General features: G+C 72.1%; 13 protein-coding genes and 1 pseudogene. 9 read left to right on the top strand and 5 right to left on the bottom strand.

The window, feature by feature from the left end; translation table 11 throughout:
* Positions 1-131 precede the first annotated feature (131 nt).
* Both AB0K02_RS04845 and AB0K02_RS04850 read left to right on the top strand, forming a co-directional pair.
* Positions 132-704: a TetR/AcrR family transcriptional regulator gene (locus AB0K02_RS04845; RefSeq protein WP_365990917.1), complete on the top strand. Its 573-nt coding sequence runs from the start codon at positions 132-134 to the stop codon at positions 702-704.
* Positions 705-839: 135 nt separating this feature from the next.
* On the top strand, positions 840-3,005 hold the full coding sequence (locus AB0K02_RS04850) for an MMPL family transporter (RefSeq protein WP_365990918.1): 2,166 nt from the start codon (positions 840-842) through the stop codon (positions 3,003-3,005).
* A gap of 176 nt (positions 3,006-3,181) precedes the next feature.
* On the opposite strand, the gene AB0K02_RS04855 is transcribed toward AB0K02_RS04850, so the two are convergent.
* On the bottom strand, positions 3,182-3,601 hold the full coding sequence (locus tag AB0K02_RS04855) for an SsgA family sporulation/cell division regulator (protein WP_365990919.1): 420 nt from the start codon (positions 3,599-3,601) through the stop codon (positions 3,182-3,184).
* 172 nt (positions 3,602-3,773) lie between these two features.
* Between AB0K02_RS04855 and AB0K02_RS04860 the strand changes: the two genes are divergently transcribed.
* From AB0K02_RS04860 to AB0K02_RS04885, 6 genes and pseudogenes are all read left to right on the top strand, one after another.
* Positions 3,774-4,847: an energy-coupling factor ABC transporter permease gene (locus AB0K02_RS04860; protein ID WP_365990920.1), complete on the top strand. Its 1,074-nt coding sequence runs from the start codon at positions 3,774-3,776 to the stop codon at positions 4,845-4,847.
* A 1-nt stretch (position 4,848) separates the two neighbouring features.
* Positions 4,849-5,610: a cobalt ECF transporter T component CbiQ gene (gene cbiQ / locus AB0K02_RS04865; RefSeq protein WP_365990921.1), complete on the top strand. Its 762-nt coding sequence runs from the start codon at positions 4,849-4,851 to the stop codon at positions 5,608-5,610.
* Positions 5,598-6,377 carry an ABC transporter ATP-binding protein gene (locus AB0K02_RS04870; RefSeq protein WP_365990922.1) on the top strand — a complete coding sequence of 260 codons (780 nt, stop codon included), beginning with the start codon at positions 5,598-5,600 and terminating at the stop codon, positions 6,375-6,377. Before cbiQ ends, AB0K02_RS04870 begins: the two co-directional genes overlap by 13 nt.
* The gene (locus tag AB0K02_RS04875) at positions 6,374-6,853 is read left to right on the top strand and encodes a MarR family transcriptional regulator (RefSeq protein WP_365990923.1); all 480 of its coding nucleotides are present in this window, start codon (positions 6,374-6,376) and stop codon (positions 6,851-6,853) included. The genes AB0K02_RS04870 and AB0K02_RS04875 overlap by 4 nt, the downstream gene beginning before the upstream one ends.
* Before the next feature lie 146 nt (positions 6,854-6,999).
* Entirely contained in the window at positions 7,000-8,190 is a 1,191-nt protein-coding gene (locus AB0K02_RS04880) for a serine hydrolase domain-containing protein (protein ID WP_365990924.1), read from the top strand.
* Positions 8,150-9,017, top strand: a pseudogene (locus tag AB0K02_RS04885) (SDR family NAD(P)-dependent oxidoreductase). The gene AB0K02_RS04880 and the pseudogene AB0K02_RS04885 overlap by 41 nt, the downstream one beginning before the upstream one ends.
* On the opposite strand, the gene AB0K02_RS04890 reads toward AB0K02_RS04885, so the two are convergent.
* The 4 genes from AB0K02_RS04890 to AB0K02_RS04905 form a co-directional block, all read right to left on the bottom strand.
* Positions 8,941-9,738 (bottom strand): DUF817 domain-containing protein, encoded by a 798-nt coding sequence (locus AB0K02_RS04890; protein ID WP_365990925.1) that lies wholly within the window; start codon positions 9,736-9,738, stop codon positions 8,941-8,943. The pseudogene AB0K02_RS04885 and the gene AB0K02_RS04890 sit on opposite strands and share 77 nt — an antisense overlap.
* Positions 9,739-9,847: 109 nt before the next feature.
* On the bottom strand, positions 9,848-10,732 hold the full coding sequence (locus AB0K02_RS04895; RefSeq protein WP_365990926.1) for an EamA family transporter: 885 nt from the start codon (positions 10,730-10,732) through the stop codon (positions 9,848-9,850).
* On the bottom strand, positions 10,729-11,220 hold the full coding sequence (locus AB0K02_RS04900) for a YbaK/EbsC family protein (protein ID WP_365990927.1): 492 nt from the start codon (positions 11,218-11,220) through the stop codon (positions 10,729-10,731). Before AB0K02_RS04900 ends, AB0K02_RS04895 begins: the two co-directional genes overlap by 4 nt.
* A gap of 55 nt (positions 11,221-11,275) precedes the next feature.
* Positions 11,276-12,913 carry a penicillin-binding transpeptidase domain-containing protein gene (locus AB0K02_RS04905; RefSeq protein WP_365990928.1) on the bottom strand — a complete coding sequence of 546 codons (1,638 nt, stop codon included), beginning with the start codon at positions 12,911-12,913 and terminating at the stop codon, positions 11,276-11,278.
* A gap of 681 nt (positions 12,914-13,594) precedes the next feature.
* Here AB0K02_RS04905 and AB0K02_RS04910 point away from each other — a divergent pair.
* On the top strand, positions 13,595-14,557 hold a 963-nt coding region (locus AB0K02_RS04910; protein ID WP_365990929.1), incomplete at its 3' end, for a hypothetical protein.

Consider the following 14,557-nt stretch of genomic DNA (forward strand, 5'->3'; position numbering starts at 1 on the left):
GGCGCCGGGTGACTCGCGTCGGGCGGCGCGTGATCCAGCCCACAAGCGAAACGGTTTCGTTTCGTTCGAGGGCTGGGTACAGTGAAGGTGTACGAAACAGTTTCGTTCGGCAGCGATCGAGGGAGGCCGACATGACGCGCAGCCGGCTCACCCCCGAGCGCGAGGCAGAGCTGTACGAAGCGGTGCTCGACCTGTTGCGCGAGGTCGGCTACGACGCCCTGACCATGGACGCCGTGGCCGGGCGCACGCGGGCCAGCAAGGCCACGCTCTACCGCCAGTGGCGGAGCAAGCCCGAGCTGGTCGCCAGGGCGCTCAGGCACAGCAAGCCGGTGCACGTCGGCGACATCGACACCGGCACGCTGCGCGGCGACTTCCACGCGATGCTCGCCCGCACCGACGACTGCCGTATGGAGAAGGACTCCGCGCTGATGCGGGGTCTGGCCCAGGCGGTCCACTCCAACCCCGATCTGCACACGGCCCTGCGCGAGCTGCTCATCGAGCCGGAGATCACCGGACTCGACGTGCTGCTGCGGCGGGCCGTGGACCGGGGCGAGATCAGGGCGGACAACCGTGCCCTGGGATACGTCCCGCACATGTTCCTCGGCGCTGTCGTCGCCCGGCAGCTCATCGAGGACCGCGCACCCGACCGGGCCTTCCTCACCGACTACCTCGACGCCGTGGTCTTCCCCGCCCTCGGCGCCTGACACGGCGGAGCCCCACTCCGCCGCCTTCCCCGGATCACCCGCACGATCCGCTCACCCGCACCACCTGACGCGCGCCGCTCTCGTCGTCGGGCCGGCTCCCCTGCCCTGTTCACCTCACACACGGGAGTAGCCCTCGTGGCCACGTTCCTCTACACACTCGGACGGACCGCCTTCCGGCGCCGCCGTCTCGTCGCCCTGCTGTGGGTGGCCCTGCTCGTGCTCGCGGGCGCCGGCGCGGCGTCCGCGCCGACCGCCACGTCCTCGTCCTTCTCGATCCCGGGCACGGAGGCCCAGAAGGCCTTCGACCTGCTGGAGGAGCGCTTTCCCGGCGGCAGCGCCGACGGCGCCACCGCCCGGGTCGTCTTCAAGGCGCCCGACGGCAGGAAGATGACCGACGCCGGCCCCAGGGACGAGGTCGCGAAGGCGGTCTCCGAGCTGAAGTCCGGCTCCGACCAGGTCGCCTCCGTCACCGACCCGTACACCGCGCGCGCCGTGTCCAAGGACGGCTCGACCGCGTACGTCTCCGTCACCTACAAGGTCACCTCCATGGAGCTGACCGACGCCACGCGCGAGGCGCTGGAGGAGACCGGCACCGAGGCGCGCGAGGCCGGGCTGACGGTGGAGATCGGCGGTGACGCGCTCCAGACCATGCCGGAGCAGGGTGCGGGCGAGATCATCGGCGTGGTCATCGCCGGGATCGTGCTGGTCATCACCTTCGGGTCGCTGGTCGCCGCCGGACTGCCGCTGCTCACCGCGATCATCGGTGTCGGCATCGGCATCTCCACGATCACCGCCCTGGCGAGCGTCCTCGACCTCGGCAGCACCACATCGACGCTGGCGATGATGATCGGTCTCGCGGTCGGCATCGACTACGCGCTCTTCATCGTCTCCCGCTACCGTGCCGAGCTGGCCGAGGGCCGCGAGCACGAGGAGGCGGCCGGGCGTGCCGTCGGCACCGCGGGCTCCGCGGTCGTCTTCGCCGGCCTGACCGTCGTCATCGCCCTGGTCGGCCTCGCCGTCGTCAACATCCCGATGCTGAGCAAGATGGGCTTCGCCGCGGCGGGCACCGTCGTCATCGCCGTCCTCATCGCGCTCACGCTGATCCCGGCGCTGCTCGGCTTCGCGGGCAAGCGGGTCCTCGGCCGCAAGGCCCGCAAGGGCGAGCCGGTCTCCGACAAGCCGAACGCGGGCACCCGCTGGGCCCGTTTCGTGCTCCGCCGCCCGGTCGCCGTCCTGCTCGCCGGCGTCGTCGGCCTCGGCGCCGTGGCCGTACCGGCCGCCTCGCTGGAGGTCGGCCTGCCCGACGACGGCGCCCAGCCGGTCAGCACCACGCAGCGCAAGGCGTACGACCTGCTGTCCGAGGGCTTCGGCCCGGGCTTCAACGGTCCGCTGATGGTCGTCGTCGACGGCGGCAGGAGCGCCGCCGACCGCACGGTCGAGGTCGTCAAGGGCCTCGAAGGCGCCGCCGCCGTGACCCCGCCGACGCTGAACAAGGCCGGTGACACCGCGGTGATCACTGTCGTCCCGAAGGACCGTCCGTCCTCGGTCGCCACCGAGGAGCTGGTGCAGGACATCCGCGACAGGAGCGGTGACGAGGTCCTGGTCACCGGTGCCACCGCGATGAACATCGACTTCTCGCAGAAGATGAACGACGCGCTGCTGCCCTACCTGGCGCTCGTCGTGGGTCTCGCGTTCCTGCTGCTGATGGTCGTCTTCCGGTCGGTGCTGGTGCCGCTCAAGGCCGCTCTCGGCTTCCTGCTCTCCGTCGTCGCGGCGCTCGGCGCGGTCGTGGCGGTCTTCCAGTGGGGCTGGCTGGGTTCGCTGTTCGGCGTCGAGCAGACCGGCCCGGTCATGTCGATGATGCCGATCTTCATGATCGGCGTGGTCTTCGGTCTCGCGATGGACTACGAGGTGTTCCTGGTCACGCGCATGCGGGAGGCGTACGTCCACGGCGAGCGCCCCGGTGAGGCCGTCGTGACGGGCTTCCGGCACGGGGCGCGCGTGGTGACCGCGGCGGCCGTCATCATGATCGCGGTCTTCTCCGGCTTCATCGGCTCCAGTGAGCAGATGGTCAAGATGATCGGCTTCGGCCTCGCGATCGCGGTGTTCTTCGACGCCTTCGTGGTCCGTATGGCGATCGTGCCGGCGGTGCTGGCCCTGCTCGGGCACAAGGCCTGGTGGCTGCCGCGCTGGCTGGACCGGGTGCTGCCCAACGTGGACGTGGAGGGCGAGAAGCTCCACAAGGAGCTCGCCGACAGGCCGGGCGATCCGGACGAGGACCGGGAGCTGGTCCGCGTCTGAGCCCTTCGGGTCCGGGGACGTGTGGCGCGAGGTCCTGTGCTTCGCGCCACGCGCCGAAGGAGCGGGAGTCGCCCGTGAGTCGTGGCCGTGTCCGTCTGGGCCAGGCGGACACGGCCACGTCACGCTTCCGCGGTCGCGCGGCGGCCGGCTCCCGGTGCCGCGTGGCGCGGCCCGGGTCAGGCCGGTGTCGGGGGTGCCGCCGGCGCGGCGGCCGGGGCCTGCGCGGGCTCCGGCCGCGGCGTGGCGGCCGGCGGCGCCGGGGACGTCGCGGCCACCGCGTACGTGTGGCGCAGGAAGCGGTTCAGCGTCTTGGCGTCGAACTGCACGACCGCGACCCCGTCGTGCGTGTGGAACTCGACCACGGCCTGTACCCGGCCGCACGGCCAGATCTCGACGTCCCCCCGCCTGACCGGCGCGTTCAGGCCGCTCTCCAGCACCTCGCGCGGGAAGGTCCACTCCTTGCCGCTGGGGAACGAGAAGCACACGGCCTGTGGGTCCGCCGCTGGGTCGTAACTGAGCGAGACGCGCACAGCGCGGTACTGAGGAGCGTCGGTGACGATCCGGCCTCGTGCGTGTTCCATGACGGCGGGGGACATGGCCTGCTCCTCACACTCGTCTGCTTTATCATCTAATGTCCCATATTTCGCTCGTGGTGCTCACTCCGCTACCGACCACGCCGCCCATCTGTGACCTGTGCGCTCTTGCACATGGTTCGCAAGAGGGACCTATCATGGGACGCTTACTCATCTGTCCGAAGCGGAGCCCGCCATGCATGTCCCTGACGGATTCATCAACGCGCCGGTCTCGGTGGCCGCCGGAGTCGCCGCCGCCGGCGCGGTCGCCGTCAGCCTCCGCGGCGCCCGCCGCGAGCTGGGCGGATCGGCCGTCGCCCTGTCCGGCGCCGACCGCACCGCACCGCTCGCCGGCCTCGTCGCGGCGTTCGTCTTCGCCGTGCAGATGCTGAACTTCCCGGTCGCCGCCGGCACCAGCGGGCACCTGCTGGGCGGCGCGCTCGCGGCCATCCTCGTCGGGCCGTTCACCGGCGTCCTGTGCATAGCCGTCGTGCTGCTGATGCAGGGCATCCTCTTCGCCGACGGCGGCCTGACCGCCCTCGGCGTCAACATCACCGTCATGGGCGTCGTGACCGTGCTGGTCGCGTACGGGCTGTTCCGCGGGCTCGTGAGGGTCCTGCCGCGCACCCGGCGCTCGGTGACCGTCGCCTCCTTCGTCGCCGCGCTGGTCTCGGTGCCGGCCGCCGCCGCCGCGTTCACCCTGCTCTACGCGGTCGGCGGGCTGACCGACGTGCCGATCGGCTCGGTCCTGACCGCGATGGTCGGCGTCCACGTCCTGATCGGCATCGGCGAGGCCGCGATCACCGCGCTCACCGTGGGCGCCGTGCTCGCCGTGCGCCCGGACCTCGTGTACGGCGCGCGCGGCCTGACGGCCCCGCTCAAGCTCCGCGTCGGCGGCGAGCTCGTCGACGCCCCGGCCGGGCCGGCCCCCGTGGCCGTCCGGTCGCCGCGCAAGGTGTGGCTGACCGGCCTCGTGACCGCGTTCGTCCTCGCCGGGTTCGTCTCCTTCTACGCCTCGGCCAGCCCCGACGGCCTGGAGAAGGTCGCCGCCGACAAGGGCATCGACAGGACCGTCGAGGAGCACGCCGCGGCCGGCTCGCCGCTCGCCGACTACGGCGTCGAGGACATCGCGGACGACCGGCTCTCCGGCGGCCTCGCCGGTGTCATCGGCGTCGGCGCGACGGTCGCCGTCGGCACCGGGGTCTTCTGCGTCGTGCGCCGCCGCCGTGCGGACAGCGACCAGGACACCCCCGTGCGGAGCTCCGTCTGACATGGGAGCGGGGCACGCCCACAAGCTCTACCGGCACGGGCACTCGCCGGTCCACGCGCTGCCCGCCCACTGCAAGCTGGTCGCCGTCCTGTGCTTCGTGCTCGTCGTCGTCTCGACGCCGCGCGAGGCCGTGTGGGCCTTCGGGGTGTACGCGCTGCTGCTGGCGGCGGTCGCCGCGGCGGCGCGCGTCCCGGCGGGCTTCGTGCTCAAGCGGCTGCTGATCGAGGTCCCGTTCGTGGCCTTCGCCGTGCTCATGCCGTTCGTCGTCCCCGGCGAGCGGACCGAGGTGCTCGGGGTGGCGCTGAGCGTCCCGGGCCTGTGGGGCGCGTGGAACATCCTCGCCAAGGGCACGCTCGGTGTCGCCGCCTCCGTGCTCCTCGCCTCGACGACCGAACTGCGCTCGGTCCTGCTCGGCCTCCAGCGGCTCCGGCTGCCGTCGCTGCTGGTCCAGATCGCCTCGTTCATGGTCCGCTACGGCGATGTGATCGCCGACGAGATGCGGCGCATGTCGATCGCCCGCCGCTCGCGCGGTTTCGAGGCGAGGGGCGTGCGCCACTGGGGTGTGCTGGCCAAGACTGCGGGCGCCCTGTTCATCCGCTCCTACGAGCGCGGTGAGCGGGTGCACCTGGCCATGGTGAGCCGGGGCTACACCGGGACCATGCCGGTCCTGGACGACGTGCGCGCCACGCCTGCCCAGTGGTCGTACGCCGCCGTACTGCCCGTGACCGCGTTCGCGGTCTGTCTGCTGGGATGGATGCTGTGACGACCACTTCGACCGAGGCGACCCCGTCGCTGGAGGTGCGCGGACTCGCGTACGCGTACCCCGACGGACACCAGGCCCTCTTCGGTGTCGACCTGACGGTCGGCCGCGGCGAGCGGGTCGCCCTCCTCGGCCCCAACGGCGCCGGCAAGACGACACTCGTCCTGCACCTCAACGGCATCCTGGCCGGAGGTGTCGGCACGGTCGCCGTGGCCGGACTGCCCGTGGCCAAGGAGAACCTCGCGGAGATCCGCCGCCGGGTCGGCATCGTCTTCCAGGACCCGGACGACCAGCTGTTCATGCCCACCGTCCGCGAGGACGTCGCCTTCGGGCCGGCCGCCTCCGGCCTGCGCGGCGCCGCGCTGGAGCAGCGGGTCGGGGAGGCGCTGGAGCGGGTGGGCATGGCGGAATTCGCGGACCGGCCGCCGCACCACCTGTCGTTCGGGCAGCGCCGCCGGGTCGCCGTCGCGACCGTGCTCGCGATGGAGCCGGAGATCCTCGTCCTGGACGAGCCCTCGTCCAACCTCGACCCGGCGTCCCGCCGTGAACTGGCCGACATCCTGCGCTCGTTGGACGTCACGGTCCTGATGGTCACGCACGACCTGCCGTACGCGCTGGAGCTGTGCCCCCGCTCGGTGGTCCTCAGCGACGGCGTGATCGCCGCGGACGGCGCCACGCAGGACCTGCTGGGCGACGAGGACCTGATGCGCGCGCACCGGCTGGAGCTGCCCTTCGGCTTCCACCCGAAGTCCGTGACAATGGGCGCGTGAACCGCACCGACGAGACCCGCACCGACGAGCCCCTGGCCCACCCGGCCACCGCCTCGCTGCTGCTCGACGACCAGCTGTGCTTCGCGCTGTACGCGGCCCAGCGCGCGGTGACGGCCGCCTACCGGCCGCTGCTGGCGGAGCTGGGCCTGACGTATCCGCAGTACCTGGCGATGCTGGTCCTCTGGGAGCGCGGTGGGGTGCCGGTCAAGGAGCTCACCGCCGCGCTGCGGCTGGACTACGGCACCGTCTCGCCGCTGCTGAAGCGGCTGGAGTCGGCGGGGCTCGTGCGCCGCGAGCGTTCGGCGGCCGACGAGCGCTCGGTGCTTCTGGTGCTCACCGACGAGGGCCGGGCGCTGCGCGAGCGGGCCGAGCGGGTGCCGGAGCGGCTGATGCGCAGCACCGGTCTGGAGGGGCCGGAGATCGCGCGGCTGCGCGGCGAACTCCACCGGCTCGCCGAGGCGGCGGACCCGGGGTGACCCGCCCCGCCCCGGAGCATCCTCCGATCTGACGACCCGGCAGGAGGGCCTCCCGGGCCGAACACCCGGCCAACGCCGGGAGGTACGCCCAGCGGGAGTGCCGCCCCGGAATCCGGCCGGTCTGGACCACGTTGCACCATGGGGGGATGGACGGCAGTGAAGGAGCACACGTGGTGGACGTCCGGGGCACGGTGGCGGACGGTTTCGAAGCGGTCGCGGACGCCTTCGTACGCAACTTCGAGCAGCGCGGGGAGCGCGGGGCCGCGGTCGCCGTCTACCGCCACGGCCGCAAGGTCGTCGACCTGTGGGCGGGCGCCCGCGACGTGGACGGCCGCGAACCGTGGGCCGTCGACACCGCCCAGGTCGTCCGCTCGGCGACCAAGGGCGTCGCCGCGGCCGTGGTCCTCCTGCTCCACCAGCGCGGGCAGATCGACCTGGACGCGCCGGTCGGCACGTACTGGCCGGAGTTCAAGGCGGCGGGCAAGGAGCGCGTCCTCGTCCGCCACCTGCTCGCCCACCGTGCCGGCCTGCCGGTGCTGGACCGGCCGCTCACCCCGGACGAGGCCGGGGACGGCACGAGCGGCCCCGCAGCGCTCGCCGCGCAGGCCCCCGCCTGGGAGCCGGGGACCGAGCACGGCTACCACGCGCAGACCTACAGCTGGCTCCTGGGCGAACTGGTGCGCCGCGTCACCGGCCGGACCATGGGCCGCTGGGTCGCCGAGGAGATAGCCCGCCCGCTCGGCCTCGACTTCTGGATCGGCCTGCCCGCCGACGAGGCCCACCGCGTCGGCCGCCTCGGCCCCGTCGCCGAGCCGGAGACCGCGCAGGGCGGCGGCCTCAAGCTCCGCCCCAAGCGCTCGGTCTCCGAGGCCTACCGGGACCCCGCCTCCCTGACCCGCCGCGCCTTCGGCGCCATCGACCCGGCGCCCGACGAGAACGACCCCGCCTTCCGCGCCGCGGAACTGCCCGCGTCCAACGGCATCTCCACCGCCCGCGCCCTCGCCCGCTTCTACGCCGCCACCATCGGCGAGGTCGACGGCGGGCCCCGGCTCTTCGCCCCGGCCACCCTCACCCTCGCCCGTACCGAGGAGTCCGCCGGGCCCGACCGCGTGCTCGTCGTCCCCACCCGCTTCGGCCTCGGCTACATGCTCCACGGGCCCGCCTCGCCGCTGCTTGGCCCCGGCTCCTTCGGTCACCCGGGCCGCGGCGGCTCCCTCGGCTTCGCCGACCCCGAGTCGGGCATCGCGCTGGGCTACGCGACGAACGGCATGCGCAAGGGCGTGACGGCCGATCCTCGTGCGCAGGCCCTCATCAGGGCGGTACGTTCGGCCCTGTGAAACGCCTCGAGGTCACGGCGTACTGATCACCGGAGCCGCCCGCGGCATCGGGGCGGCGACCGCCCGGCGCCTCGCCTCGGAGGGCGCGCGGGTGCTCGTCACCGACATCGACACGGACGCCGCCGAGGAGACCGCCGCGTCCATCGACGGCGCGGAGCCCTTCCCGTGCGACGTGGGCGACCGCGGCTCGGTCGAGGCCGCCGTCGCGCACGCCGTGGAACGCTTCGGCACTCTCGACGTGCTGGTCAACAACGCCCTCTCGGCCGCCCGGGACACCGAGCTGTTCGAGGACCTGCCGACGAGGACTGGGCGCGCGACCTCGACATCTGCCTGACCGGCGCCTTCCGGTGCTCCCGCGCCGCACTGCCGCATCTGGAGGCGGGCGGCCGCGGGGCGATCGTCAACATCGGCTCCGTCAACGCCGAGCAGTCCTTCGGCGGCCACGCCTACAGCGCCGCCTGGGGCACCTCCCCTGCCCCATAGGGCTATGGGGTCTCGCCTCCCTCACCCGCACCCTCGCCGCCGAGGCGGCGGCGCGCGGCGTCCGCGTCAACCAGATCAACCCCGGCACCGTCCGCACCCGGGCCTGGCAGGACCGCGCGTCCGAACGGGAAGTCCTGCGCGAGGTCTACCCCCTCGGCCGCGTCGGCGAGCCCGAGGACATCGCGGCGGCGGTCACCTTCCTCGCCTCGTGCGACGGGGCCTGGATCACCGGCACGACGCTCCGGGTCGACGGCGGCCTGCTCGCCGTCAACTCCGGTTTCGAGCGACTGCACGCGGGCCGGGCAGCGAACGGCCGGCCGATCCCGCCGTCAGCACGAACGTGACCGTGATCAGCAGCGCCCACGCGCCGAACTTGGCCACCGACACCGGTTGCCAGCCGCCCAGTTGGTCCGGATAGCTCCAGGCGCCCGCGTACGTGGCGATGTTCTCGGCGACCCACAGGAAGAAGCCGATCAGTACGAACGCCAGCGCCAGCGGCATCCGGTGGTCGCGCTCGCCCACCCGGAACCGCACCCACGTCCCCGCCGTCGCGCACAGCAGCAGCGCCGCGAGCACCCAGCGCGCGTCGGGCAGCCAGTGGTGGCTGAAGAAGTTCACGTAGACGGCGGCCGCGAGCACCGCCATGACCCGGGGCCGGTAGCGGGTCAGCCGCAGGTCGAACAGGTGCCAGGCCCGGCACAGGTAACTGCCCACGGCCGCGTACATGAACCCGCCGTACAGCGGTACGCCGCCGATCTTCGTGAGCGCCTCCTCCGGGTAACTCCAGGAGCCCATCCGCACCTTGACCAACTCGAAGAGGAGTCCCACGAGATGGCAGCAGGCGATCACGGCGGTGTCGCGGGGGCTGTCCCAGCCGACCTTCCTGGCCAGCACGGCCAGGGCGATGCCGTAGAGCAGCAGCAGGTCGTAGCGGGCGACGGGCAGCTCGGGCAGCTGCCCCGAGACGGCTATGCCGCCGACGAGAGCGACGGCGAAGGCGCAGCAGCGCGCCTCCAGCAGGCCGAAACGGAGCAGCTGGCGTATCCCGTGTGTGAGCGTCCCCATGGTGGCAGGGACGCCTGGGAGGCGCCGGCCGGTTCGCCGGCGGCCGGCAGCGCGCGCACCAGCCGGCTTCGCGCGCCGGCCCGCCCCGAGTGTCAGCCCGGCCCGAGTGTCAGCCCGCCTTGAGCATCAGGCCGATGCCCAGCACCATCAGGCACGCCGCCGCGATTCGCGGCGCCCCGAACCGCTCCTTGAACAGCAGCGCGCCGATCGCCGCGCCGACGATGATCGACGACTCCCGCAGCGCCGCGATCGGCGCCAGCGGGGCGCGGGTCTGGGCCCACAGCACCAGTCCGTACGCGGCGATCGACATCGCCGCGCCGAGCAGTCCGCGCCCCACATGAGGCCGCAGCTGGGCGGCCAGCGCGCCCCGGCGGGTGTACACCGCGTAGGCCGGGACCAGGGCGCCTTCGAGAATCATCAGCCACGCGATGTAGCCGATCGGCGTGCCGGACGCGCGCACGCCCAGGCCGTCGACCACCGTGTACGCGGCGATCGACAGGCCGGTCGCGAGCGCGGCCGCGACCGCGGGCCAGTGCGGGCGGGTGCCGGAGCCTCGGGGTACCTCCCGGGCCCCCTGGCCCAGGGGGACGATGCCCCACAGCGCGACACCGACGAGGCCCGCCGACGCGACGCCGACCCCGGCCGCCTGCCAGGCGCTCAGGTGCTCGCCGACGAACACCACGGCCGCGACCGTCACCACCAGCGGGGCCGTGCCGCGCGCGATCGGATACATCTGGCCGAAGTCGCCGAGGCTGAACGACCGCATGAGCAGGGCCTGGTAGCCGACGTGCAGCAGCGCGGACGCGACGAGGTAGGGCCAGGCGCCCGCCGCGGGCACCGGGGCGAAGCACGCCATGACGGCGCCCATGACGGCGGCGCCGCCCGCTATCAGGGTGAAGGCGACGAGCTGGTCCTTGATCCCGTGCGCCAGGGCGTTCCAGCCGGCATGCGTGACCGCCGCGGCGAGCACCGCGGCGGCGACGAGAACCGTCACGCCGTGCGCTCGCGGACGTCCACGACCGTGCCGCCCGCATGGGCGATCAGCGTCTTGGGGTCGAGCGGGAACACCGTGTGCGGGGTCCCGGCAGCGGCCCACACCACGGCGTGGTCGAGCAGCCCCCGGTCCGCGAGCACGCTCGTACGGGTGCGGTGACCGAACGGAGGTACGCCCCCGATGGCGTACCCGGTCGTCTCGCGCACCAGGTCGGCGTCCGCCCGCTTCACCGACTCGGCGCACAGCTCCTCACGCACCCGCTCGACGTCCACGCGCGACGAGCCGTCCATCAGCACCAGTACCGGTTGGCCGTCCGCCTCGAAGATCAGCGACTTCACGATCTCGCCGACGTCGCAGCCGATGGCCTCGGCCGCCTGCGCGGCGGTGCGCGTCGCGTCCGGGAAACGGCGTACGGGGACCTCGAGTCCGAGCTCGCGCAGAGCCTCGGCGAATCGGGGGTGGGCGCCGGCGGTGTCGTGAGTGCTCATGGCCCGCACGGTAGCGGTCGTTGTACGGGCCATGCGACCGGGTTTCCCCTCCTGGTCACCGTGCGTTCAACACCCGCGCGACGACTCGACCTGCGGCGTCGCCGCCGTGCCCGCCGGAGTCGACGACGGCGGCTGCGGCGAGGTCGTCGGCGTATCCGGTGAACCAGGCATTGGAATCGCCCTGGCCGTCGACCTCGGCGGATCCGGTCTTCGCGCCCTTGTCGCCGCCCACGGAGGCCATGGCGCGGGCCCCGGTGCCCTCGCCCGTGGCTCCGGCGTTCATCAGCCGGCGCAGCGTCTGCGCCATGCCCGCCGGGAGCGGCTGAGCGGTGGCCAGTTCACGGTCGTCGAGGTCCCGCGGAACGATCACCGGCTGCCGGAAGACGCCGCCCTTCACGGTCGCGGCGATGGACGCGACATTGAGGGCGTTCATCTGGATGCGTCCCTGGCCGATGTAGGAGGCGGCGGTCTCCGCGCCCGTCGACTCCGGCACGCTGCCGTCGCGGGTGACCACGCCCGTCTTCCATTCCAGCCCGATGCCGAAGTACTTCCGCGCCGTCTCCCCGAGTGACGTGCCGGCGCTCTGTCCCAGTGGCTTCACCGGCTTGATGAAGGTGGTGTTGCAGGAGCGGGCGAAGGCGCGCCGGAGCGTGGTGGTCCCGAGCGAGAAGTCCTCGAGATTGTGGAACTCACGCTCCCAGGTGACCGTCGGCGGGCACTCGACCGACGAGCCCGGACCGTTCACCAGCCCCTTGTCCAGCATCATCGCCGCGGTGACGATCTTCATCGTGGAACCGGGGGCCTGAGCGCCCTGGAGCGCCGTGTTGAAGCCGTCCGCCGGGTTGTTGGCGACGGCCCTGATCCGGCCGGTGCTCGGCTCGACCGCCACGACGGATGCCCTGCCGAACTGCTTCACCGCCTTCTCCGCGGCCGCCTGCACGCCCGCGTCCAGGTAGGTCCTCAGCGTGCCCTCCTCGCCCTCGGTGAGCGTGAGCAGGGTCTTGTCGGGCACGCTGCCGTCCGCCGACCTGACGACCGTCTCGACGCCCGGCTTGCCGCCCGCCGTCGCGCCGTACTTCTCGCGCAGGGAGTCGAGGACCGTGCCGAGCGAGGGGTACTTCTCCTTCGTCAGCTCCACGCCGTCCTTGTCGACCGCCTTGATCGGCGGGGCGGACGCGGTGTCCGTGGCGAGCGAGGCGCCCTCGGTGAGCTGGGGGTGCACGACGGACGGCTGCCAGTCGACCAGCGGCCTCCCGGTGGTCAGCCCGCGGACCACGGTCAGCTCGGAGGAGTACGACCAGGGCTTGGACGTGCCCTCGTACGCCACCGTCGCCTCGACCGTGAACGGCACCTTCCCGCCGACCGCCGTACCGGGCCTGATGACCGCCTTGGTGACATGGGCGTCCTCGCGGTAACCGGTGAGCAACGGCTCCGCCTCGGCGGCGTTGTCGGTCAGCCGCGCCGCGGCCGGCCCGTCGCCGGCGGCCCAGGCGGCGAAGAAGTCCTTCGCGGTCCTGTCGACCTCCTCCGCACTGGGCGGTCCGGTCTCCTTGGGCGCGGACCGGGTGGTGAGCCCGTCGCCCCCGCCGTTCCCGGTGAGCCCGTTGTACAGGTTCCATCCCCCGTAGCCGACACCCGTCGCCACGACGGCGAACACGCCGCCGACGACGGCGACCTTCGCTCCGCTGCGCATGACCGCAGCCCCCTCCCCAGAGTGCACGTCCTGAACATGTTCAAGATCGCGAGTCAGGAGCACTCTACGCGACGGGGGTGACGGGGGAGGGGCAGTTGCGGGACTGCGAGGTCAGCACCCGATCAGGCTGTCGCCGCCGACCGCGGCCGGCGCTCTCGCGTTGCGGGATGCGCCGAATGGGGGAAGAGTTGTTTCCGTGCCGCCTGTGCACCGTTGAGCTGTGGAACTCCGTGACCATAGGCCGCCGCCGCCCTTCAGGGCCGCGTTTCGCAGGGTCAGAAACCGTTTCTGGAAAGCACGGTTGGAACAACTATGTCCAGAACTGCCCAGCACAAAATTTTTCGTTTCGTCGGTGCCTCCTGCCTGGCCGCGGCGCTTGCGCTGTCGCCGGGCATCGCGAGTGCTGAGGCAGCGCCCCAAGCGCTCGCTGAAGCCGCGGCCGCGGTACCCGACCAGCCGAGTCCGCCTACTCCTCCGTCTCCTGAGGAAGAGCAGGTGCCTCCTCCTCCTCCTCCGCCTTCTCCTCCGTCTCCTGAGGAGGAGCAGCAGCAGCGTGAGGTGGTGCCTCCGCCTCCGCCGCCTCCGCCCCCGCCGCCTCCGCCGCCGCCTCCACCCCCGCCGCCCCCGCCGGCGCAGCAGAATGATCCCCCGCCTGCGGAGCAGAGGGCTCAGCTGCAGAAGGTGACGCCCCAGCTGAAGCAGGAGGTCCAGGACCTGACGACCCAGCAGGACGTTCCGCAGGAGCTCAAGGAGACGGCAAGCAAGCTGTCCAACACGCTGAAGGCGGTCGAGGACCCGTCGACACCGCTGGCGGAACGGGCCGCACTCGCGGGCGTCATCAAGCAGTCGACGGATGTCCTCAAGAACGTGGACAAGGCGGCTGCGCCGCAAGAGGTGAAGGCGTCGGTGACGAACTCCGTCGAGACGGCGACGGATGTCGTGGCGAACGTCGAGCAGTCCAATGCGCCGTCCGAGGTGAAGGTGGCGGTGGCCAACACCGTCGAGAGCACGACGAACGTCCTGGTGGACGTTCTGAAGTCGGGCGCTCCTTCGGATGTCAAGGTGGCGGTCGCCAACACCGTGGAGACGACGACGAATGTCCTGGTGGGCATCCAGGAGTCGAATGCGCCGGCCGGCGTGAAGATCGCGGTGTCGAACACCGTGGAGACGACGACGAATGTCCTGGTGGACGTTCTGAAGTCCAACGCGCCGTCGAACGTCAAGGTGGCCGTGTCGAACACGGTGAAGACCACGACGAACGTCCTGGTGGACGTCCTGAAGTCCGGTGCTTCGCCGGCGGTCAAGGTGGCGGTGGCGAACACCGTTGAGACGACGACGACTGTCCTGGTGGATGTTCTGAAGTCGAATGCGCCGTCTGCGGTGAAGGTGGCGGTGACGAACACCGTGACGACGACGACCACTGTTCTGGTGGACGTTCTGAAGTCGAATGCGCCGTCTGCGGTGAAGGTGGCCGTGACGAACACGGTGAAGACGACGACGAATGTCCTGGTGGATGTTCTGAAGTCCAATGCACCGTCGGCCGTGAAGGTGGCGGTGACGAACACCGTGACGACGACGACCACTGTTCTGGTGGACGTTCTGAAGTCGAATGCGCCGTCTGCGGTGAAGGTGGCCGTGACGAAC

The organism is Streptomyces sp. NPDC049597 (genome assembly GCF_040675505.1).
Taxonomy (GTDB): domain Bacteria; phylum Actinomycetota; class Actinomycetes; order Streptomycetales; family Streptomycetaceae; genus Streptomyces.

What these genes read in the sequence shown, in the direction of transcription:
- AB0K02_RS04905 (WP_365990928.1), bottom strand. Translation starts at nt 12,913, where the DNA reads ATGCGCAGCGGAGCGAAGGTCGCCGTCGTCGGCGGCGTGTTCGCCGTC.
- AB0K02_RS04900 (WP_365990927.1), bottom strand. Translation starts at nt 11,220, where the DNA reads ATGAGCACTCACGACACCGCCGGCGCCCACCCCCGATTCGCCGAGGCT.
- AB0K02_RS04890 (WP_365990925.1), bottom strand. Translation starts at nt 9,738, where the DNA reads ATGGGGACGCTCACACACGGGATACGCCAGCTGCTCCGTTTCGGCCTG.
- AB0K02_RS04855 (WP_365990919.1), bottom strand. Translation starts at nt 3,601, where the DNA reads ATGTCCCCCGCCGTCATGGAACACGCACGAGGCCGGATCGTCACCGAC.
- AB0K02_RS04860 (WP_365990920.1), top strand. Translation starts at nt 3,774, where the DNA reads ATGCATGTCCCTGACGGATTCATCAACGCGCCGGTCTCGGTGGCCGCC.
- AB0K02_RS04845 (WP_365990917.1), top strand. Translation starts at nt 132, where the DNA reads ATGACGCGCAGCCGGCTCACCCCCGAGCGCGAGGCAGAGCTGTACGAA.
- cbiQ (WP_365990921.1), top strand. Translation starts at nt 4,849, where the DNA reads ATGGGAGCGGGGCACGCCCACAAGCTCTACCGGCACGGGCACTCGCCG.
- AB0K02_RS04880 (WP_365990924.1), top strand. Translation starts at nt 7,000, where the DNA reads ATGGACGGCAGTGAAGGAGCACACGTGGTGGACGTCCGGGGCACGGTG.
- AB0K02_RS04870 (WP_365990922.1), top strand. Translation starts at nt 5,598, where the DNA reads ATGGATGCTGTGACGACCACTTCGACCGAGGCGACCCCGTCGCTGGAG.